The sequence below is a fragment of the Lewinella sp. IMCC34191 genome (assembly GCF_003390935.1).
GTDB lineage: Bacteria > Bacteroidota > Bacteroidia > Chitinophagales > Saprospiraceae > Neolewinella.
Map to the genome: position 1 here is coordinate 1 of NZ_QNQZ01000009.1, position 22,637 is coordinate 22,637.

Annotated in this window: 20 protein-coding genes; 4 read left to right on the forward strand and 16 right to left on the reverse strand. The window is 47.5% G+C overall.

The annotated features are described in order from the left end of the window. Nucleotides 1-649: 649 nt before the first annotated feature. The 12 genes from DRW39_RS16380 to DRW39_RS16430 all read right to left on the reverse strand — a co-directional run bounded on the left by DRW39_RS16380 (nt 650) and on the right by DRW39_RS16430 (nt 11,564). Complete coding sequence (locus DRW39_RS16380) at nt 650-1,075, reverse strand: SMI1/KNR4 family protein (RefSeq protein ID WP_116108153.1); 426 nt, start codon at nt 1,073-1,075, stop codon at nt 650-652. Nucleotides 1,076-1,240: 165 nt separating this feature from the next. Beyond that, nucleotides 1,241-2,191 carry an MBL fold metallo-hydrolase gene (locus DRW39_RS16385; protein ID WP_116108154.1) on the reverse strand — a complete coding sequence of 317 codons (951 nt, stop codon included), beginning with the start codon at nt 2,189-2,191 and terminating at the stop codon, nt 1,241-1,243. Further along, nucleotides 2,175-2,744: a hypothetical protein gene (locus DRW39_RS22320; protein WP_157976172.1), complete on the reverse strand. Its 570-nt coding sequence runs from the start codon at nt 2,742-2,744 to the stop codon at nt 2,175-2,177. The genes DRW39_RS16385 and DRW39_RS22320 overlap by 17 nt, the downstream gene beginning before the upstream one ends. Beyond that, complete coding sequence (locus tag DRW39_RS16390) at nt 2,741-3,436, reverse strand: hypothetical protein (RefSeq protein WP_157976173.1); 696 nt, start codon at nt 3,434-3,436, stop codon at nt 2,741-2,743. The genes DRW39_RS22320 and DRW39_RS16390 overlap by 4 nt, the downstream gene beginning before the upstream one ends. 319 nt (nt 3,437-3,755) lie before the next feature. Beyond that, on the reverse strand, nt 3,756-4,691 hold the full coding sequence (locus tag DRW39_RS16395) for a hypothetical protein (RefSeq protein WP_116108156.1): 936 nt from the start codon (nt 4,689-4,691) through the stop codon (nt 3,756-3,758). 323 nt (nt 4,692-5,014) lie between these two features. Continuing rightward, entirely contained in the window at nt 5,015-5,440 is a 426-nt protein-coding gene (locus tag DRW39_RS16400; protein WP_116108157.1) for a hypothetical protein, read from the reverse strand. A 144-nt stretch (nt 5,441-5,584) separates the two neighbouring features. Next, nucleotides 5,585-6,334, reverse strand: coding sequence for a TOPRIM nucleotidyl transferase/hydrolase domain-containing protein (locus DRW39_RS16405; RefSeq protein ID WP_116108158.1), 750 nt, complete (start codon nt 6,332-6,334; stop codon nt 5,585-5,587). 3 nt (nt 6,335-6,337) lie between these two features. Next, nucleotides 6,338-6,646, reverse strand: a complete 309-nt coding sequence (locus DRW39_RS16410; protein WP_116108159.1) for a hypothetical protein — start codon at nt 6,644-6,646, stop codon at nt 6,338-6,340. A gap of 197 nt (nt 6,647-6,843) precedes the next feature. Beyond that, nucleotides 6,844-8,904, reverse strand: a complete 2,061-nt coding sequence (locus tag DRW39_RS16415) for an NACHT domain-containing protein (RefSeq protein ID WP_116108160.1) — start codon at nt 8,902-8,904, stop codon at nt 6,844-6,846. Between the two features lie 227 nt (nt 8,905-9,131). Beyond that, nucleotides 9,132-9,587: a hypothetical protein gene (locus DRW39_RS16420; protein ID WP_116108161.1), complete on the reverse strand. Its 456-nt coding sequence runs from the start codon at nt 9,585-9,587 to the stop codon at nt 9,132-9,134. Nucleotides 9,588-9,663: 76 nt separating this feature from the next. Beyond that, on the reverse strand, nt 9,664-9,948 hold the full coding sequence (locus tag DRW39_RS16425; RefSeq protein WP_116108162.1) for a hypothetical protein: 285 nt from the start codon (nt 9,946-9,948) through the stop codon (nt 9,664-9,666). 302 nt (nt 9,949-10,250) lie between these two features. Beyond that, a complete protein-coding gene (locus DRW39_RS16430; protein WP_116108163.1) occupies nt 10,251-11,564 on the reverse strand; it encodes a Fic family protein in 1,314 nt (437 codons plus the stop codon). Between the two features lie 992 nt (nt 11,565-12,556). Here DRW39_RS16430 and typA point away from each other — a divergent pair. From typA to DRW39_RS16455, 4 genes are all read left to right on the forward strand, one after another. Continuing rightward, a complete protein-coding gene (gene typA, locus DRW39_RS16440; protein WP_116108165.1) occupies nt 12,557-14,362 on the forward strand; it encodes a translational GTPase TypA in 1,806 nt (601 codons plus the stop codon). A 136-nt stretch (nt 14,363-14,498) separates the two neighbouring features. After that, the gene (locus DRW39_RS16445) at nt 14,499-15,068 is read left to right on the forward strand and encodes a DUF6580 family putative transport protein (protein ID WP_116108166.1); all 570 of its coding nucleotides are present in this window, start codon (nt 14,499-14,501) and stop codon (nt 15,066-15,068) included. A 12-nt stretch (nt 15,069-15,080) separates the two neighbouring features. Beyond that, on the forward strand, nt 15,081-15,845 hold the full coding sequence (locus DRW39_RS16450) for a DUF481 domain-containing protein (RefSeq protein ID WP_116108167.1): 765 nt from the start codon (nt 15,081-15,083) through the stop codon (nt 15,843-15,845). Nucleotides 15,846-16,380: 535 nt separating this feature from the next. Continuing rightward, nucleotides 16,381-18,552: a prolyl oligopeptidase family serine peptidase gene (locus DRW39_RS16455; protein WP_232830171.1), complete on the forward strand. Its 2,172-nt coding sequence runs from the start codon at nt 16,381-16,383 to the stop codon at nt 18,550-18,552. 183 nt (nt 18,553-18,735) lie between these two features. Here DRW39_RS16455 and DRW39_RS16460 read toward each other — a convergent pair whose 3' ends face one another. The 4 genes from DRW39_RS16460 to DRW39_RS22910 all read right to left on the reverse strand — a co-directional run bounded on the left by DRW39_RS16460 (nt 18,736) and on the right by DRW39_RS22910 (nt 22,368). Beyond that, nucleotides 18,736-19,272: a TIGR00730 family Rossman fold protein gene (locus DRW39_RS16460; RefSeq protein ID WP_116108168.1), complete on the reverse strand. Its 537-nt coding sequence runs from the start codon at nt 19,270-19,272 to the stop codon at nt 18,736-18,738. Between the two features lie 8 nt (nt 19,273-19,280). Further along, nucleotides 19,281-20,351 carry an arsenosugar biosynthesis radical SAM (seleno)protein ArsS gene (arsS, locus tag DRW39_RS16465; protein WP_116108169.1) on the reverse strand — a complete coding sequence of 357 codons (1,071 nt, stop codon included), beginning with the start codon at nt 20,349-20,351 and terminating at the stop codon, nt 19,281-19,283. Nucleotides 20,352-20,601: 250 nt separating this feature from the next. Then, the gene (locus tag DRW39_RS16470) at nt 20,602-21,621 is read right to left on the reverse strand and encodes an IS110 family transposase (protein ID WP_116108170.1); all 1,020 of its coding nucleotides are present in this window, start codon (nt 21,619-21,621) and stop codon (nt 20,602-20,604) included. Nucleotides 21,622-22,032: 411 nt separating this feature from the next. Beyond that, the gene (locus DRW39_RS22910) at nt 22,033-22,368 is read right to left on the reverse strand and encodes an arsenosugar biosynthesis-associated peroxidase-like protein (protein ID WP_116108364.1); all 336 of its coding nucleotides are present in this window, start codon (nt 22,366-22,368) and stop codon (nt 22,033-22,035) included. Nucleotides 22,369-22,637 lie beyond the last annotated feature (269 nt).

The following is a 22,637-nucleotide window of genomic DNA, read 5'->3' on the forward strand; positions in this document are numbered from 1 at the left end:
TTTCCAAACTTTATATCGTGATTGAAAGTGCCGAACAGACCTTCCACCTTTATTCTTTTAAATTTCATTGCAGTTCGTAACTATTTAGTTTGTTTTCGCTGTAATATATGGTTAGTTGCGCAGAACGGGTGCGCCACCGCAGGCCGGCTAAACCGACCAACTTACGGATCAGTAGTTTTCTTTCCTAGCCGATAAAACCTCCTCGATACCAAAAAGCACCACCGCCGGCTTGACGATGGCGCGATGTTGGCGGAAGTGCTTTTTTTATTCGGAGTGATGCGGGCTGTTTCTACGCGGTAGCTTATCAGAGTTGTACGAGCTGTTTCTACGCTGCAGCTTTTTCAAAGTCGTGCGGGTTGTTTCTACGCGGTAGCTGTCCGTAGTCGTACAAGCTGTTATACGCGGTAGCTTTTTCGGAGTCTTGCGAGCTTTTTCTGCGCGGTAGCTTTTCGGAGTAGTGCGGGCTGTTTCTATGCAGTAGCTTTTCGGAGCTGTACGGGCTGTTTCTGCGCGGTAGCTTAAAAGTCTTGCGCGCTGTTTCTGCGCGGTAATTGTATTACTTCTATTGGTTGTTTCAACTTAATAAAGTTCTTTAATAATTGGCTAATCGGTCTGCTGTAAAATACTTATTATGATTAGCCTCCAGCAATTATTCAAACCAGTCCTTGCCCTTGTGCAGTCTCAATAAAAAATCAAAAAAGGAATCTCCAATTTTAATGTGATCATTTGAATCTGTAAAGATCAATGGAGATATAATTACTCGATCTACTGCATATTGTCGGTATTCCAAGCCTATAAATTCACCAGCGCCGTTGCCTCCAATGCCCAGTACATTAAAAAATTGGAGTGGAATCTGGTAGTCCGTATTGGCCTCAATAATGTCCTCTGCGCCCCATAATCGCACATATTCATTGCCAATGAAATCTTCAAATGCCTCGTAATTTTCTAAAAAAAGCTTATAGTCTGAGGGGAGTTCGCACCCAAATTTGCTTTCAATTCCACTTACAATTAAAGGTACTCGGAGTTCTCTTTGCCGAAAGCTATACGTATCTAAGAGTCTATTAATAGAGTCCATCGCGAGTTCTTTGTGTGAGCATTTCCGCCAACGGGGGCGCCACCGCAGGCCGGCTCCACCAGTCAGCAATAACGAATCTCAAACAGCTTCAAGAGAGCGTTTAAAGGCTTCATAAATACCCAAAAGCTCACCCGCCGGCTTGACGATGGCGCGGTGTTCTGCGCTTTATTTTAAATTGAAGACTAGATCAGTTTTATCTACTGGAACACTATAGCGACTAGTGCTAAAAATGTTTAGATAACTACTATGCTGTTCGGTTGCCAGGTTGCCAGTTATATGAAGTTGAGATGGCTGATGCGCAAAAAATCGTACAACCTCAGGATGAGGATGGCCGTAGGTATTTGGCCCGGTTGAAACTGCAATGTGTGATTTATTAGATAATTTCCGCTTTCGCCAAAACGTATTGTTATGGTTTCCTTTTGAGCCGTGATGTGGTGCCTGTCCAACTGTTAAGATCTTTTCTAATTCTAACTTCTGCTTTCTATCCAACCGTACAAGAGAATATTTCATGGTATCACTAGTTAATAGGCAATATTCGTGTTCAGATTCGATAATTATTGTAGAAGAAAGATAGTTGGCGTTAGCATTATTTGATTTTGATTCGAATGATTCACCTCTAAAAGCTTGTTTCGCAAATCTATCATATTCAATCGAGGTTGGTGACAAAATGGTCAAACGATAGGATTCTCGATTGAATCGCATAGTTGAAAAAGGTGAATCACCATCGATACTAGCTAAATTACAGTTCATCTTATCACGAAAGTCTCGGAACTTTTTGAAGAGTATAGACAAGTCGTTGATTGCGACGTGGCCTTTTACAGATCCTCTTAGATAATCGGGCACATTTGAGCACGTATGAAGAATGTATTTTAGGGGTACGTCTTTTTCTTTTATTTGATCAAGAAGTTGACTCATCCCGCTGAAATGATCCGTGTGCGGATGAGATAAAAGTATTATTTCAACTTCAGGGTTATCAAAGCTTGATATATATTCCCAGGAAGGTACTCTACCTTGAAATTCATTACAATCAATAAGTATAAACTTATTGACCTCTTCCTCAATCCAATGAATGATAATTGAATCACCCTGTCCGACATTTTTAAAGACTAATTTCATGATTTAACGGCTGATCAATATTTGATCCTTTTAAGTCTTCTAAATTATCAACAACAGCAAACTGCTCAAGTGACACTATCCCAGAACCATCAAAGACATCTATTCGGGTTGATCCTGGTCTACTCTTTATCTTAATTACTATTGGAGAATCTATATCTAGGTTATTAACAGCTGAAAATAATTCGGAAGGAAACACGCGATCTTCATACGCATGATCTTCGGCGTTGATTAATAATCTGCAAGTTACAGTACTTCTTGTAATATCTTTTACAATGGCATCAAAGTTCAGTTTGACAGTCCATTTCTCAAAAACCTGATAGCCATGTTGATTAAGAGGCAATAGACCTCTTTTTACGTCACTGGTGAATATTTCATTATGATCAATCAATTGATTTACTGACTCAGGTAAATTTTTAGAGTTAAAGCCCTTTGTTACAAAATCAGCAGACCGTAGTTGCTCGCTAAATGATATGCTGGTAAGGTCGTAGGTATACAAATGGTCTTCCGCAACCATACGCTTCCCTGAATCTTTAACAATAATACTGTCTTTCATTTTGCTACTGCGTTTATAGTTCGTGAAGAATTTGTTAGTAAATTTTTGAAAGTTTCAAACTTAATATCATGCTGCCGTTCAAATAGTCTAACTTCTGTAGCAATTCCAGTTTTGCTATTTAATGCTTGCAAATATTCTGCATCCATTATTTGTAATCCTTTTTCCGAAATATATTCGACATTATCATAGACTGAAGATTCTATAAACTTATAGGTTCCTTCTTCAGACTTTATCTGCTCTATAGAAAAAAGGAGTTTAGTTGCATCCTCACTTTCATTGCGAAGATTTTGGCTAAAAAACCGATCCATAAAAGTTTTTGAATTAGCTCTGGAGTCGCCTTCATTTAATTCTACCTGCAATTGAAAGCAGAGATGGTTTATCACTCCACCGAAAGACTCTAATGAGGTAATATCTTTAAATATTTTAAAAAAAGTGTCTACTGGCGTTGACTGCCTGTTCTGTAAAAGTTGTGGTTCACCATCAACACGTAAAACTAAAGATTGCCAAGAGGCGAAGACAGCATAACTCTCTTCAGTTGACCTCAGCTCAATTTGTTCTTTAGTTACTCCTTCATCTTTAATATTTATTTTATCAAAAAATTTGACGTATTTACTTAGTACCTTCTTTAAAGAATCTTTAAAGTCAAGAATAGGTCGATACCTAATTTCATATTGAATCAGGTTGCAAGTCATAGCCATAGGGAAGTTAGTACAGCCAAAGTAGCAATTTAGTTTGTTAAAATTATTTTTATTACTACAAACATTTGTTTTATCTACAAAGCCCTAAAAGTCTACGGTTTTAAATCGTTGGATATGAAAAAGTTCATTGAAGAACAAATTGTTTGTAATGAACGCTTCTATCGTTGCGCAGAACGGTTGCGCCACCGCAGGCCGGCTTCACCAACCAGCATCTGGACCTCGACAATCTTTAAGTCAGCTTTTAAAAGCATTCTCGCCTCCTAAAAGCTTTTACCGCCGGCTTGACGATGGCGCAATGTTAGCGGCATTCATTTCATTCTTCTTCTTGATTGTTATTACCAGTATTTTCTATCATTTTTACAGGATTCTGTTCAATTAATATTGACCTATTAGATTGAAGCTTTTCTTCGGATACTATTTCTCTAGGTAGAACATTTAGTCCAATCAATTTTTCAGTACGTGTTTTCAGGTAGTGATCGTATTCCTTTGCTTCATCTGAAGTGATTACACCGTTATCAAGTTTCTCTTTTATTAATTCTCTATAGGACAATGATTTCATTAACCTGTCAAAGTCTTTGTTTTCATTGTAGGCCTTTCTATCTCGGAAGAACTCCCATATCTCCTTGAATATATGAAATAATGACTTTGCTGTTTCGGCTTTATCTTGAATTCCTAAGTTAATATCGCTGCCAGAATCTAATAAAACAATTTCTGGTTCTGATATTTCACCCCCTACCAAATTAGATAGCTTAATAAACAGCTCATTTAAGTTTTTTACGATTTTAAATAGTTCCTCTAATGTAATGTTATCCTCATTGACGACAGTAAATATTATGATTCCATCATTAATGTTTTCTCCGGGTTCACTTTCCACCTCTGTAGGTAGTAAAATACTCTTAGTTCTTTGAGCATTGAGCAAATTTTTGTGAAGAAAATATAAATCTAGAACTATTGGGTATTTTATTAGCTGGTGGATTTGGCTATTTGTGATTAGTAGGTTTGTTATTTCAGATAAATTTTTAGATTGATATAACTCTAAAAAGCCTTGAACTGTAAAGATCTTTTTGAATCTATCACTTTCTACTAGTCTATCAAAATTACTTTTAGATTCAAGAAGTAGCGGAAGGATAGTTACAAAATTTGCTGTGTTAGAACTTGAAAATCTTTGTTCAAATTGCTTTACAATATCTTTTGATCGCAACTGCTCAACAGCTATATCAACATCCTCAAAGTATTCTAGTCGTTGCATTTAAATTTCACAATTTTAATTTGCCTCAATATAGATCATATTAAGGATTTGTCGACGTGATTCCGTGGTGTTTGTACTCGATTGCCGCTAACGTTTGCCTACCCGACGGCCGCCTGAACCAGCCAGTACATAGGAAGCTGAAGTTCACTAACGCCGCTCCTAAAAAAATTATAGAAGCCAAAAGCTCAGCTGGCGGCTGTACGTGGTAGGCGGTGTTGGGCGAATTTTAATGTAAATATATATTGATCAATCTAGTTAGTTCCCTAGTACCCTGCGCGATATTTTCTCATTCAAATTTACTTTATTCAAATCGCGCCAATGTTCTATCTCTTGTCGAGTATCGGCTTCACTAGTAACAAATACAAAAATCCGCCGACAATTCCCAAACCAAAGGCATATAGCAGAAAATTTTCTATCAAATGATATAAGTAAATTTCTCGCATCACATTTTTTGTTAATTCGTGAGCTAAAAGTAGCAATGACACCGATGTCATGCCAAGAATAAAAGCCGTGAATTCTTTTATATGACCTCTTACGATTTGTATCCAAGTATAGAATGAGAAGCAAGCTAGAGGTATAAATATCTTCAATGCTTTTGCAATAATTTTGAAATCAGCACCATTGCGATAATCATCCCAGTACTTCACTGCATCACCATGAATGTTGTACATAAATAAAAAGCTTACAAACAACGTTGTTAATATTATGGTGTCCGCTGTGCCAATCGTTCTAGATGCTTCACTCTGCATGCGCTTCAATCTTATTTATGATTTTTTTGTCGCCCCGGAAAGTCGATAATTCAGGACTTGCTCGTGTATGCAATTTAGATTTCCAACAAACTTTCAGTCGTGCGTTAAGGTGACATATAAATATTCATCATGCTAAGAGTTCAATCATTCTCTCAAGAACTCAATGAATCTAAATATTTCTTCTTTCCTGTCGGTTATAAAGTAAGTATATGAAAGATCCCTGGCTATTTCTTTTCCTATCGTGTCTGATAACAAAACTTTGAAGCCTTTCAAATCCAAATTATACTCTTCCTTCAGAAAGCGGTTGATTGACATTTCTGATTTTTTATACAATGACACCACTTCTAATGGGTTATCCACGAGTTCTATATTTATCTTCTCCATAGCTTCTAACAATAAGATTATTGGGAGTGATGATTCAAAATCATACTTAAAAGCAAATGTGTCCACTTCATTAAATAGCCCTCTTCCTTTGTGCAGTGAAAAAATATCATTCCCCTTACCGTCCTGATCACCCTGGATCTTCACTTCGTATCCAATCTTACGGTATTGCTCGACCAATTGATGAATTTTTGAAAACTTTCCATTCGTCTTCCCTTGATAATTCAAAACCTCGATTCCATAAACGGGCATTATACCACTATCCATCATTCGGTTTACAAATATTCTCTCGCTCTCACCTTCTACCAAAATGAGCTTTTTCTGTATTTTGAATTCTGGTAAATCTCTAAAATTATAGGCTACCATATTAATATTACCTCGATGTTTAATGAATGGCCCCAACAATACAGGAAATAACTCCCCATAATAATCTGCAAAATCGTCATTAATAATTGTTCCCACGTTCATTTCATAAGCTAAAAGGTACTTAGCTAGATAATAAAGGCCATCCATAAACTACTGCTTCCTGGATAACTCGTAGCTATTGAATAGATCGATGGACTTTGTAATAAATTGATGGATGACCTTACTAATGACGCCGCACTTTATTTCTTTCTTTTTATAAGGATGCCCAGGCCTGTCTTCAGCGAATTTGCAGTAGTCTCCTCTTCCGCATTGATGGCACTCTACATATAGTAACCATTCTTCAGTAAGTGTGTAAATTAAAAAATCTACTTCTACTTCAGGTGGCAAGATTTTTCGATCTAATCCATTAAATTTTAAGATAGTTGTACCATCAAGTTGGTAGTACTCGAAATCTTCCATTCCATATAAGTATTTTGTGTTTCTTAGGCTACCTTATGCGGCTTTCGCCCAACGGGGGCGCCACCGCAGGCCGGCTACCACCAACCAACATTCGGATCTCTACTAGCTTCAAGTTAGCTTTTTAAGCCTTCATTGACACCTAAAAGCCTCACCGCCGGCTTGACGATGGCGCAATGTTGGTGGCAGTCTATACTTGGTCAATAAAAATTTTCCGAGGATAACATAGCCATTTCCCCCTCTATCTTCTTTATGTATTTTGAAACTTCTGTATGGTTCAAAGTCAAATTGTAGAAGTCACTTTTACGCCGTGCAAGATCTAAAAGTATGTATATGTATTCTTGATTAGCGGTTAGCAAATCAGTTTCCAATTCCTCCAATTGAAAAGGCCCACGTAATATTAAGTTTTCCTTTAAATCTCTTGCCTCATATAACTTAGAAAGAGCTTTGTTACTCTCAATTTCATATTTAACAGTAAGAAACTCAAACTTTTCTCTTATGATAGCCGGAACGCTTCCGCCTCTATTTTTTGTTTTTACATGTATCAATAGTCCTTCATCACACCAACCAGTTGAGCCACCAAACATTTTATCCATTGCCCCCTTTTCATCCAACATTCGCTTCATCATAGTAGAGTGGACCTCTGACATATATTTGTTAAAATTATGCCCTGCGAGGTGGTCTTCATTTTCTATAGCTCTTTCAAAATCTTTACTGTCCTCTAAAGGAAAGTCTTGATCCTCTTCTATGAGAAGACGGGTTGAGTCATTATAAGTGAGTTGCGCAAATTCAATTATGACCTCATGATCCAAGTAGTCGCCTAGCTTTTTGTGAATCTGGTTGTAGTGTTTTATATAATCTGTTAAAAAGGGATACAAGACTTGGTGCCTGAATTTTGTTGGCTCCATAGAGAAATACAGATCGACAACATTGTCGTTGTTTCCTTTATTTAAGAACCCCCTGAGGATCTTGTTTCTGTGTTCAAGGGCATCCCTGATCAAAAAGCGAGCACAAAAATAATCTTGTATTGATTTATGCGCCCAGCGATAGCTAAGTCCTTCTTCTCTTAGAAGAGGAACGGTTGTTAGCAAGTCTTCTAAGAAGTCACTTGGCTTAAAGTCCAATTCAACATAAAACCGAGACGCTTTATCGATAATCTCAAGCAGTTCCTCCTTATCGAATTGCACTTTTGACAACGTCAGCGACTTATAGCCTACGTAACGTAAAACTTTGGCAAAATCGTCGATATGTAAATTTGAATGCTTTGGTCGCTTATAATATCCTTCCTTAGCTAAGTCATGATTTTCGTATAGTGCCTCATATACTTGCCTATAGAATTGTTCCTTCTTCAAAGGGATATCCTTTTTATGATCATACGTTTTGTATATCAACGACGTCAAAAAGGGATTGGTCAAAAACGGCTTTACAGCAGCAAGTTGTTCGGAAGACAAGGCTTTGACTAAATCGCCTGCAATTTTTCGATAAGAGTAAAAGTCGTATTTATTTAATAACTCAAATGATTCATCTATTGACAACGGTACTATTGTGTAGGATTTAAAATCCCCAAAAGAACTCAGTACGCGCTCCGGACGTGAAGTGATGATAAATTTACAATCTTGAGCTTTCTCGCAAAATCTGTGAATATCGCTAATCACAGTTTCTCTATTTTCATCCACTATTTCATCGAGGCCATCAAAGATTATAGTAAAGTCTCCTCGCCTAATAAGAGAAAATAAGATTTCTTTGTCAGGTTGTGAGTCAATCTCTTCAAATTGAGATATTATTTCGTCCAAAATCATGTTTTTTTCTGACAGGTTTCTGACCTCAATAAGTATAGGTATAGCACAGCGTTCTCGTATAGACGACAAAAACACCTTCTTAGCTATAGTAGATTTTCCCATACCTGCATTATCCCTAACTACTATTCTGTAGTGAGCTGATAAAATTGAACTAGGGTACTGATCAACTACTGTAATTTCGGCATCTTCTTTAAATTCATTTTCAGACAGCTTTAAAGGTAGATAGAGGATGTCAAATAGTGTTTGCCTATTTGGAAATACTAATGTATCAATAGTCAAAAACTTAGTGTAACGCCTTTCCAAGTATTTTTCAAAAGCACTCTTAATCCAATCATGCTTTGCTATCTTGATTTCGTGCTTAGCACTCTTATACAACTCGCTTATAGCTGTATCTAACATAGGAGCTATTTTGTCTCCAACTAATTTAGCTGCTAGAAGGGTAATCTCTGGTCCGTTTTCCATCTTTCAAAGATAATCATTATAGAAGTTTGTTCTTGGCTTTTGGGATTGCCACCAACGGATGCGCCACCGCAGGCCGGCTACACCGACCAACTAACGGATCAAGAGAATGCTTTCCTAGCCGATAAAGCATCCTCGACACCCGCAAACTCCACCGCCGGCTTGACGATGGCGCAATGTTGGGCGATTCTTTTTACTATGCTACATGATGACGTTTTCTTACTCCTATTTCACTCAGGAGTTCCTGGCACAGCCGCAAAACTGATGCCTCCACGCGCAGTTCCATCTATGGATTGGCTTTTTTGTAATGACGGACTATGACGAATGATCTGCAAGAACGATTCCGTTTCGATTTGAATATCTCCCTGTTGCGTTTCGATTAAATACGTAGTTTTTCCATCAAACCTTTGTTTGACAATGTCAGCTATTTCAAGACCATTTACAAAGTCTATTGATAGATTTATCTTTAAATCGGTAGGGTTTTTAAATATTAATGTAGCTGGGCTTATCCAAAACTTAAAGCTTGTTTCAGGCTTCTTTGGCTCGACCCACTCGAATATATAGTCAAGATCAAACTTTACATCATCTTCAAATGACATAGCATAAATAGGTACATCATGCCACCCCATTTGATCAAAATCATCTTGATTCCACGTAAACTTTTCTAATCGATAGTGATGATTCATATATTATTATTACTACCTGCTAATAATAAGCTTGTCCAACATATAATATTTATTTTTTTATTCAACAATAGATTGCTTAATCGCCGTAAAATTTAAGATATGTATGGGTCTCACCTCTGTTCTTTTCTATAAACTCAATTAATGACTCTAATCTATGGTCCTGTCTCCAAATGCGATGTAAGTCGGACAGCAGATCTTTTAACATCAGCTGATTGAATGTGGTATCGCCATATGGGTCCAAATAATGAATTACTTTAAATTGCTTCTCGTGAATCGAAGCGAAGTAGTCAATTTTAATCTCTCCCTTAAAAGCTGCGATAGGATTCCCCTTTTCGTCTTCATAAAATACGGAGTAAGCCATAATCCAAAGTTTGTTCCTAGAAGTAATTTAGGGAGTTAAAAAGTCTGGCACCTAAAGGTTGACAGTGTGGTCTTACGGCCTGGCTTAAATGCCAGGCTGTCGCCCAACGGGTGCGCCACCGCAGGCCGGCTACCACCAGTAAGCATGCGAATTCCGACCAACTTTAGGCTAGCTTTTAAAGGCTTTCTCGACGCCCAAAAGCCTCACCGCCGGCTTGACGATGGCGCAATGTTAGCGGCAGTTTTATATATTTAATTTTAATTGATGAATACATTAATATGATGCTCGATTATCAATACCATTTATTCACCTTCTAAAAACTTGTTTTCTAAAAAAGATTTGTGTTTTTCAATTAATGGATTAATAATACTGTCTATTTCATCAGCGTTCATCACACTATCATACTTTAACTGCTCTGTAACCCCAACGGAATATCCAACTATCTCAACAAAGGTTTCTTTAAACCGGAAAATCATCTTTGATTCAAATGTTACATCATGGTCATCGAGCTTTCTTATGTTGTAGTAGGAAGCAACTAGGTCAATAGTCTCAAGTTTTAATTCTTTGTTTTCTAATAGCGCTTTATAGTCAAAACTTGCATTGTAGATTTGTCTATCACCGTTTATTACTACTGATTTAATATTCATCTGGTATAAGGCATCAAAATTTGAGACTCTCTCAAAGTACCTATTTGTTATTTGATCTATAACTTTATTGACTATATTTTTTATACTATTATTGTTTCTAAATTCACGAACAGAATCTTTTGAAGAAAGAATCTTTTCTTTTAACAGCACAACTTCTTTATCAATATCAGTAATACTTGATATACTTTCTCCATTTATAGCTTTTACCATTAATTCCATAGAGTTATTCACGGATTCAGCAATAAATTGAATAAATGGCTCCATTTGATCAGTATCGGCCAGTCTTAAAACTCGAAAGTATTCTTCTTTACTTTCTACTGGTATTATGGACGGAGGAAACCCGCCTTTCATTAAAATGAAGTTCATTAATATTCTAGCCGTTCTACCGTTACCATCGTCAAAAGGATGAATCAAGACGAACTTATGATGGAATTCAGCTGCCTTTCTGATTGTGTCGAGATCAGAACTGTTATACCATTCTATTAAATCTCCCATTTTAGCAGGTGTCTCTCCAGGCTCTGCAAAATAAAATGTTTCACCAGTCCTTGTAATCACATGGTTTTGGGATGATTTGTATTTACCTACCTCGATTCGTTTTCTTGTAGGTTCCCCTTCAGGTGTTACTGCATTGACATAATACGGTTCTTTTAAAATTAATTGATGCAATTCACGAATGAACGTCTCCGTAATATTTCGCCGATCTTGGATGATATCAAATACCCACTTAACTGCTTGGTCATGACCGGTTACCTCGAAATGATCTTTTAAAGGCTTTCCCTGAGCAGTAATACCAAATAATATTAAGGCTTTGGTTTCACCATAAGTAAGGCTATTACCCTCTATACGGTTAGAATTGTAATTCCAGTCCAACCGGTACTTCTGAAATAGACGCTTTTGTACGTCAGCATCAAGTGGTCTATGCTTGTCGATGTAGGACTTGAGCTCGTAAGATTTTGTAATGTGATCCATCAGCGAATGATTTTGAAAAGAACAAGATCAGATTGTGTTTGTTAATATCTATCCACCAACTGCGCTCAATCGATTGGCTATCAATGCGATATCTTATTGCTATCTCCAAGCGCGAATAACCAATGTAGCACGACATATTACTAAGAAGTATCTGAAATTTACTAAATGTTCTAATTCGGATCTCACGACCGTTTATAATCAGACTCTGGCTATATTAAAGAGCTAGCACCGTTGTATGATTGCCGCTAACAATATCGTACCCGCATTGCGCATACGCACCCAATAGCGCCGCAATTATTGACGGGTGTACACCACAATCCGTACGTATCACGAAACTAAGCGATTCGCGTATTACCCAATTGACGGGTGTGCGGTAATTGACGGGTGTGAGCGAACTGGACGACATATCCCGCAATTGATTGGCTGAGAAAACCATTGGTCTTTACCTATTTCCTACCACCACGGCTTCGCCGCCCCTGTGTCGCGATATCTCGCCACACGGCTCCGCCAGGATGACTGGGAGGTATGGTTGCACGATCACCAATTTACCCCGCTTCCGGGAAATGATCGTCCGAACGGGAAGGGCGGCCGGTTCGGGAGGGGGTTTTTATCCTGCGCTCCGACGCCCTTTTTAATTTGTGAATTACTGGATTAGTGAATTGGTTAATAGGCCCGCAGGCAGACCGCCACGCCGCTAGAAATGGCCTGACCAACGGGTATAGGTTTTCAGCAACCAGCACCCAGCATCCAGCATCCAGCAACCAGCACCCAGCAACTAGTACCCAGCACCCAGCAACCAGCAACAATTACCTCGCAACCAGCACCTCCAACCCAGCACCCAGCACCCAGCAACCTCGAATCCCGCAACCAGCACCCAGCACCCCCTACCCCACCCATTCACAAATTCAGTCCTTCAGACATTCACCATTTGCCAACTAAAAAACCCGTACCTTTGCGCGCTTAAACCGGCACCCCCAAAAGCCAACCGTCTTATGCAGTCCATTCGCAACATCGCCATCATCGCCCACGTCGACCACGGCAAGACCACCCTGGTGGATAAAATGCTCCTCGCCGGGCAACTCTTCGGCGACCACGAAAACCCCGGTGAGCTGATCATGGACAGCAACGACCAGGAACGCGAGCGCGGCATCACCATTCTGGCCAAGAACGTTTCCATCCAGTACAAGGGCACGAAGATCAACATCATCGACACCCCCGGTCACGCCGATTTCGGTGGGGAAGTGGAACGCGTACTCAATATGGCCGACGGCGTACTGCTGCTCGTGGATGCCTTCGAAGGTCCCATGCCGCAGACCCGCTTCGTAATGGACAAGGCCCTCAAGCTGGGCCTCAACCCGCTGGTAGTTATCAATAAGGTCGACAAGCCCAACTGTACGCCCGAGGAAGTGCACGAGATGGTCTTCGACCTGATGTTCAGCCTGGACGCCACGGAGGAGCAACTCGACTTCCCCACCATCTACGGCTCCGCCAAGAACGGCTGGATGAGCGAGGACTGGAAGAAGCCCACCGAGAATATCCTGCCCCTGCTCGACGCCATCCTGGAGAACGTGCCGGAAGCGGAAGTAAAGGAAGGAAATACCCAGCTGCTCGTCACCAGCATCGAATTCAGCAAGTACATCGGCCGCATGGCCATCGGCAAGCTGAGCCGCGGCACGCTGAAGCGCAACCAGTCGGTCACCCTGATCAACCGCGAGGGCGAAGAAACCAAGCAGCGGGTGCGCAACCTCTACGTTTACGAAGGCTTCGGTCGTACGGAAGTCGAGGAAGTACAGACCGGCGACATCTGCGCCATCTTCGGGGTAGAAGGTTTTGAAATCGGCGATACCATTGCCGACGGCGAAAACCCTGAGGCACTGCCCACCATCGCCATCGACGAGCCGACGCTGAGCATGGTCTTTACCATCAACGACAGCCCCTTCTTCGGTAAGGAAGGTAAGTACGTCACCAGCCGCCACATCAAGGATCGCCTCACCGCCGAGCTCGAGCGGAACCTCGCCCTGCGCGTGGAGGATGGCGAAAGCGCCGATAAATTTAAGGTCTTCGGCCGGGGCGTTATGCACCTTTCCGTACTCATCGAGACCATGCGCCGCGAGGGTTACGAACTCCAAATCGGCCAGCCGCAGGTTATCGTCAAAGAGATCGACGGCGTCAAGCAGGAGCCGGTGGAGGAACTGACGGTCGACCTGCCCGACGAGATGTCCGGCACCGCCATCAACATGATCACCCAGCGCAAGGGGCAGATGCTCAGCATGACCCCGAAGGGCGAGCGCGTCGTTCTCGAGTTCGAGATCCCCTCGCGCGGCATCATCGGCCTACGGAGCAATATGCTTACCGCTACCCAGGGCGAGGCCATCATGACGCACCGCTTTAAGGAGTTCCAGCCGCACCGGGGCGAAATTCCCGGTCGCCTGAACGGATCGCTGATCTCCATGGAGAACGGTAAGGCCATCCCCTACTCGATCAACAACCTGCAGGACCGTGGCCGCTTCTTCATCGACGCCAACGAAGAGATCTACGAAGGCCAGGTGATCGGCGAGAACAGCCGCGCCGTCGACCTCGTGGTCAACGTCACCAAGACCAAGAAGCTGACCAACATGCGGTCGTCCGGTAACGACGATAAGGCCCGCCTCGTCCCCCCGCGCAAGTTCTCGCTGGAGGAAGCGCTCGAGTACATCCAGGCCGACGAGTACGTCGAAGTCACCCCGGAGAGCCTGCGCCTGCGCAAGACGCTGCTGCGCGAAGCCGAGCGGAAGCGCGGGGAGAAGATCACGATGTAAGCGAAAACCAGCTTTTTTCTATACTGCGGTACAACGTCGCCGTGGCGTAGTTGCTTTATCGGGGCGACGGAGCGCAGGTAGTAGCATTGCCCCGGAAGGAGCGCCTGTTATATCTTTGCACCTGAATCAGACCATTATGCCCCGTAACTCCAAGCAGCACCTCCCCATTCTTCTGGCGCTTATCCTTATGGCCGCCGCCAGCCGGTTGCTGCCGCACTGGCCCAACTTCGGGCCCGTGGGTGCGATGGCGCTGTTCGGGGCGGCTACCTTCGACCGGAAGTGGATGGCGTTTCTGGTACCCTTCGCGGCCCTGTATCTCAGCGACCTGGCGCTCAACAATATCTTTTACAGTCAGTACTACGAAGGCTTCTACTGGGGCTTCAGCAGCTGGGTGTACGTCGGCTTTCTCGTAACCATCCTGCTTGGTTTCGGCCTGCTGCGCAATAAAGCATTCAGCTGGCTGCGCATCGGCGGGGCTACGGTAGCGGGAACGCTGGTATTCTTCCTTCTCACCAATTTCGGCGTCTGGTTGGGTTCGGCCATGTATCCCCAGACCGGGGCCGGGCTTATCGCGGCCTATACCGCCGGACTCCCCTTCCTGCTCAACAGTGCGGCGGGTAATATCTTCTTCGCTGGCCTGCTCTTCGGCGGCGCCCGCTACCTGGCTTCCCGGCCGACCATCGCCGGCGTTCGGGAACGGGTATAATCTTCGGGGTTGATGAATTGGTTTTTCCGACTGGTATTCCTGGGCTTGGTGCTTGCAGGCACGCACGCCTCCGCGCAGATCGTCAACATCGAGGACCAACGCAAGGGCTTCGACTCCATCGGCTGGTACGGACAGATTGACCTCGGTGGCTCTTTGACCCGCAACGTCAACCAAGTCGTTACCGGCAACGGCGCCATCCGCATCGACCGCAAGGGGAACACCAATTCCCTGCTGGGAATCGCCGACTACAAGCTGGTCCAGGTGAGCGGCGACAACGCCGTCAACGCCGGTTTCGGACACCTGCGCCACGCCTACTACCTGGGCGACAAGTGGCGGTGGGAGACCTTCGGGCAGCTCCAGTACAACGAACAGATCCGGCTCCAGCTGCGCGGCCTCCTCGGTACCGGTCCACGGCTCAAACTGCTGTCCATCGACGACAACCGCATCTACATCGGGACCCTCTACATGTACGAGTACGACGAGGTAGCCGAAGGCGACATCATCTACCGCAGCCACCGCCTGAGCTCCTACCTCAGCTTCAACGTTTACCCCTGGGAGCAGCTGTCCATTTCGAATACGACGTACTACCAGCCCATCCTCCCCGACTTCCGGCTGCCCCGGCTCTCTACGGTTACCTCCCTCTCCCTGCAGCTGACGAACCGCCTCTCCGTGCAGACGCGCTTCAGCCTCACCCACGACCCCCTCCTTAACCAGGGCCTACCCGACGTACCGAACACCACCTACGACTGGGTGAACGGGCTGCGGTATCAGTTTTAGCAGCACACTCGCAAGTCCTCCGGACACTCCGAGGTACGGGAAGCATAGGACCTCGGGGTGTGGCGTAGCGACCCGCGAGTGTCCGGGCTTATTGCGGGCACACTCGCAGGTCCTCCGGACGCTCCGAGGTACGGGTAACATAGGACCTCGGGGTGTGGCGTAGCGACCCGCGAGTGTCCGGGCTTATTGCGAGCACACTCGCAGGTCCTCCGGACACTCCGAGGTGCGGGAAGCATAGGACGTCGGGGTGTGGCGTAGCGACCCGCGAGTGTCCGGGCTTATTGCGAGCACACTCGCAGGTCCTCCCGACACTCCGAGGTACGGGTAACATAGGACCTCGGGGTGTGGCGTAGCGACCCGCGAGTGTCCGGGCTTATTGCGGGCACACTCGCAGGTCCTCCGGACACTCCGGGGTGCGGGGTACATAGGACCTCGGGGTGTGGCGATAGCGACCCGCGAGTGTCCGGCCCCCTGTATCAATCCCCGCCACCATATCGCCCCGCCCAGTATCTTTAGCCAGCCCAACCAACCCACCATGAACAATATCCTATTCCCGTTGCTACTATGTCTCGTCTTCGCTAGCTGCGGGGAAGAAAACGAAAGTATGTCTGAAGCCAACTACCCCGCTATTCCCGTTACCTATCCGAACACCCGTACCGACAGCACCGAAGACGATTACTTCGGCACCACGGTAGCCGATGAATACCGCTGGCTGGAAGACGACAACAGCATCGAGACCAAGGACTGGGTCAAGGAAGAGAACCAGGCCACCTTCGGCTACCTGGAGCAGATCCCCTTCCGTGGCGATATCGAAAATCGACTCACCGAGCTCGTGAATTACCCGCGGTTATCCTCTCCCTCCAAGGTGGGCGATTACTACTTCTACAGCCGCAACGATGGACTGCAGAACCAGGCGGTCATCTACTATAAGGAAGGCATGGATGGCGAGGAGCGCGTCTTCATCGACCCCAATAAACTCAACGAGCAGGGTACCACCAGCATCAACCTGCTGGGCGCCGATCTCGATAACCGCTACATGGCCTACAGCCGCAGCGAGGCCGGCAGCGACTGGAACAAGATCTACATCCGCGACATCGCCACCAACGAGGACCTCGACGACGAGCTCGAATGGATCAAGTTCAGCGGCGCGGGCTGGTACGGCGACGGCTTCTTCTATAGCCGCTACCCCGCCCCCTCCGAAGGCGACGTGCTGAAGGGCAACAATATGAACCACTCGGTCTATTACCACAAGATCGGTCAGCCCCAGTCGAAGGACCGGATCATCTACGAAGACACCGAACACCCGACCTACTACCATTACGGGGGTACCACGGAGAACGAGGATTACTTCATCATGTACGCGGCCCCGGGCACCGATGGCTTCGCGACCTACTACCTCCCCCTGGAAGGCGACGGCGAGCTGCCCCCCGAAATCGAGCTGACTGCCCTGTTCCCCGACACCAAGAACAAAAACCAGGTTATCCACACCGCGGGCCGCGACTTCTGGGTCCACACGGATATCGGCGCCCCGAACTACCGGTTGGTCAAGATCGACCTCGACAATCCGAAAAAGAGCAGCTGGACGGAGATCATTCCCGAGGCCGAAAACCTGCTGCAGGGCGTTAACACCGGCGGCGGCTATCTTTTCGCGAACTACCTGGAGAAGGCCACGGACCGCTTCTACCGCCTCAGCTACGAGGGCGAAAACAAAACTCCGGTGCAGTTGCCCGGTGTCGGTTCCGCCGGTGGCTTCGGCGGCCGCGAAGACGAGAAAAAACTTTTCTACGTCTACACCAGCTTCATTTACCCGCCCACCATCTTCGAATACGACGTCGACGCCAATGAGAGCACGCCCTTCTTCGAGCCGAACCTGAAATTCAATCCCTCCGATTACGAGGAAAAGCAGGTGAGCTACATCAGTAAGGACGGTACCGAGGTGACCATGTTCCTCGTGCATAAGAAGGGCCTAAAACTGGACGGCAGCAATCCGGCCTACTTATACGGCTACGGTGGCTTCAACATCAGCCTGTCCCCCAGCTTCAGCGTCATGCGCCTGCCCCTGCTGGAGAACGGTGGCGTCTATGCGGTAGCCAACCTCCGCGGTGGCGGCGAATACGGCGAGGAGTGGCACCAGGGCGGCATGCTCAAAAACAAGCAAAACGTCTTTGACGACTTCATTGCCGCCGGCGAGTTCCTCATTGAGGAAGGCTACACCAACAAAGACAAGCTCGCCATCGCCGGCGGCTCCAACGGCGGACTGCTCGTCGGTGCGGCCATGACCCAGCGCCCCGATCTCTTCGCCGTGGCTTTCCCGGCCGTCGGCGTCATGGATATGCTCCGCTACCACCGCTTCACCGTCGGCAAGGGCTGGATCCCCGAATACGGTAGCAGTGAGGATTCTTCCATGTTCCCCATCCTGCACGCCTACAGCCCCCTCCACAACCTCAAGGAAGGCACGGCATACCCGGCTACCATGGTCACCACCGCCGATCACGACGACCGCGTCGTTCCCGCCCACAGCTTCAAGTACGCCGCCAAGCTGCAGGCGAGCCAGGGGGGCGATAAACCCGTCCTGATCCGCATCGCCACCGATGCGGGGCACGGTGCCGGCAAACCCATCTCCAAAACGATCGAGGAGCAGGCGGATATGTGGAGCTTCTTCTTTTACAATACGGATACGCCGGTATCTTATCAGATTAAGGGATAGGTCGGGTCGTCGCTGGCCTTGCCGGATACCCCGGAATCTTCCTACACCCCCACCACGAACCAAGGTCGAGCGGCCTCCGGCCCGAGACACTACGCGTACCCCCTCGGCTCAGAAAGCCTCGACCCTGGGAATTTTCACGCCCCGCACGCCGTACCCCGCACCCCGTACACCGATACCCCCTACCTACCCCAACAGCCGATCCAATAACGCCCCCGCGTCGTCCTCGATGACCAGCTGGCGGACGTTGGTGGGCTTGAGAAAACCTTCGTTGGACATATGCTCCAGCATGCGGGTCAGGTTACCGTAGTAGTTGCGGGTATTGAGTAGGCCGCAGGGTTTGTCGTGGATACCGATCTGCGTCCAGGTGAAGACTTCGATGATCTCTTCCAGGGTGCCGATGCCGCCGGGCATGGCGATGAAGGCATCGCTGTTTTCGGCCATGGTAAGTTTGCGCTCGTGCATGCTTTCCGTGACGACCAGTTCGGTGAGGCCGCGGTGACTGACCTCGCGGTCCACGAGAAACTGCGGGATTACACCCAATACTTTGCCACCCAGGCGGAGGACCTCATCGGCCAATACGCCCATTAATCCGATAGAGCCTGCTCCGTACACGAGGCGAATATCCCGGTGGACCAGCTCGGCAGCCAGCCCACGTGCGGCGGTAGCGTAGGCTTCGTTAAAACCGGTGGACGAACCACAGAAAACAGCAATGGAAGACATAAATTCTCTTAAGCGACGGTGCCGCCACAGCTACTACCCGCTCCGGCGGTGCAGCCATAGCAATGTTGATTGAGCACAATATTACGATCCCGCAGCTCCGCGGCGTTGAAATCGCGCAGGTGCTTCCCGCGGGCCGATACCTTCAGGTCGAGCATTTGGTTGAAATCGCAGTCGTAGAGGTAGCCGTCCCAGCTGACGCTGATGGTGTTGCGGCACATCAAGCCTTCCACGGTGGCCGGGTTGTAGGCATCCACCAGCTTTTGCATGTACTCGCTGTAGTTCCCGCTCTCGAGGAGGTAATCCAGGAAGCGGCTTACCGGTAGATTGGTAATGGCGTATAACTCATTAAAGACGATATTGTACTTCCGCTTCAGCTGTCGCTTGAATTCGGCCTGCAGCGTCTCCTGCTTTCCGGACAGGTACGCGCCGGACGGGTTGAAGACCAGGTCCAACTTCAGGCCGGTTTCCGGATTGCCGTAGCCGACCGCGTTCAGCAGTTGCAGCGCTTTGATGGAATCTTCGAAGACACCGTCACCGCGCTGTCCGTCGGTGCGGCCCTTGCTGAAGTACGGCAGACTGGACACCACCTGCACCCGGTGTTTCGCCAGGAACTCCGGCAGGTCGCGGTACTTCGGATTAGCCATGATGATGGTCAGGTTACAGCGGTCGATGACCTGCTTACCCAGCTTCGTGCATTCCTCTACGAACCACCGAAAGTGCGGATTCATCTCGGGTGCCCCACCGGTGATGTCTACGGTCTTGATGGACGGCGTCGCCGCAATTACCTTCAGGCACAATTCCAGATCCTCGCGCTTCATATTCTCCTCCTTACGGTCCGGTCCGGCATCCACGTGACAGTGGGCGCAGGTCTGGTTACAAAGCTTACCGATGTTGAGCTGAAAGATCTCGATTGCCGTCGGCTTGAACGGGCGATGGCCCTGCTCCGCCACGCGATCGGTGAAGCGGGGCAGTTGCGCATCCGCTACGTCCTTCCCGTTCAGGACGTTGAGCTGCACGTAGCCCTGGCTCAGGTCGGAGCCTTTGCGCTTCAGGCTGGTGGTTTTTTGCTTTACGCCCATGAGATATACGAATTTCGATTTACGATTTACGATTGGCGGGGATGCTCGCTACGCACGTGGGGTTCTTGCCGCTTGTCCCTTCCCTTCCTACTACGTAAAGACATTGGCGCCTGGATTGTTGGCCGGGGTAATCTCGCTATTTGGCTGGTTTCCGCTAACTACTTGGAAGGCAGTCCGACCCGTCGGCGGACCAGCTAGCCCCGGGCAGACGACCGACCCGTCGGCGGACCAGCTAGCGCTGGGCAGATTGCTATGACTTATGCAAGGCGGAAGTATAGTTTATTTGATAATCTTCTTCATTCTTTACGCAAGCGTAGATCGTACGGCAAAGTTTGTTTCTCAGCGCATTGAGCACCTGTAGGTGGGTCTTGCCTTCTTGCCGTTTACGTTGATAGTATGCGCGGTGAATGGGAGAGTTTGTCATGGCGCTGAAGGCTGCCTGGTGGAAGGCGGTTTTCAGGCTTAGGTTGACTTTCTTCGAGGTACGGGCCTTGCGATGAATGGATGTTCCCGAGCGGTGCTCGTTCGGGCGTAGTCCGGCGTAGTTGGCACACGCCTTGGCCGTTGATATCTTCTGCAGAAAACCGGTTTCCAACAGCACCACCACGGTGTTTTTCGGCCCGAAGCCGAAGCAGGAGCGCACGCGTCGGTAAATGGGTTGAAGCTCCCCATCCGTTTCGATGAGTTCCTGGACTTTAGCTTCTACCAAGGCGATCACCTTATCGAGTTTGGCGATCGCCTGCTGGATGGCTCGGCTGACTGCTTTATCCAGCGGCTCCTTGTCCAGGGCAAGGCTGTTTTTCAGCGAAGTGGCCATGCTTTGCCGGTTTTTGATGAGGTTGCGCCGCCGCCGCTGTAGTCCCTCGATCTGCGCCAGCACCTTGCGGTCGGGCACCCACAGCTGCAGGCGATAGGCGCGCTCCAGCCCGTAAATACTGATGCTACGGGCGTCCCCGGCGTCCGTTTTGTCCAACTGCCGGCTGGCCGACTTGTTGATGCGCAGGGCATCTTCCAGGCACACGCTCAGTCCCGCCCGGTGGGCCAGTTTAACCAGTAGGTGAGAGTATAGGCCGGTGTGCTCGACCAGACAGAACACCTCCTTTGGGGCACAGCTCAGCAGCGTGGGGAGCTGTCCACACCACTGCTTGATGGCCTCGGGCTCATTGGGGATAAGGCCCTCGTGGATTAGTTCGGCCTGCTGGGTATGAATACAGTAGTTGAGGGTGTCCTGGGATACATCCCAGCCGACGAAGAATCGATAATTAGCCATAACTTAGTGGCGTTTGAAGCTACGGCGAACCGTGTACGCTGCCTACCCCTGTCCTTTAGCGGGTTTTACTCCCGGGATTGCTATACGGGTTGGGGCAGCGAACAGTCCTGGGGGGTCGATATCTGCCCATGGGTTAGGAGCCCAAGACGAAGTAGTGACTTACCCCCAGGCTGGTTCGTCGTGGTGAATAAAGCGGGTGAAGTCCAGAAGATAGCCTAAGCCAGACAAGCGCTACGCTGAAAAGCCAAACCCAACAACTGCAGCGCGGGCGGCAAGCCTACAAACCGGACACAACGAAGTTAAAGGACGACTAGTGTCCGTTAACTTACGATTGCCGCCCACGAGCGGCAGCGAGCAGCCCCGTGCGGCAGCCCAATCGTAAATCGTAATTCGTAAATCCTAAATCGTAAATCACATAGTAACCTTCTCCACCTGCCGCTGCATCTGCCGCGCATAAATCAGCGTGGTACCGGCTTTCACGGCGGCGGCGACGTGCACGGCCTCCATCATTTGCTCCTCGTCGGCACCGGCCTGCAGGCTGTTAGTCGTGTAGGCATCGATGCAGTAAGAACACTGAATGGCATGACTGACGGCCAGCGCGATCAGTGCCTTTTCCCGCTCGGTTAGGGCACTGTCTCCCTCGGTGACGCCACTGTACCAGTTGAAGAATTTTTCACCCATGTCTTCCTGCCATTCGGTGATCTTGCCGAAGGTGCGCAGGTCTTTGGGATCGCTGTAGGTGCTCATGGCTTTTACGTTTTGCCCGGGATTGGCCCCGGAATGGGTAGCGGAATTTTTGCGGCGGAGCGCAGGTAGAATGTCGTTGGCTAATTGGGAGGCTTCGTAGGGAATCCCTTCCCGACCCGCCTCCGTAGCGGGCATGATTTCGGTGTTGTCCCATATGCCCGTGGTCAGGGTAGCCGCGTAGCTGAGGGGGAGACGGGTCCGGTGACGCAGCATCTTTTCCTTGGCCCGGGCCACGTCGTAACTGAGGGCGTGGAAGCTGACTTCCGGAC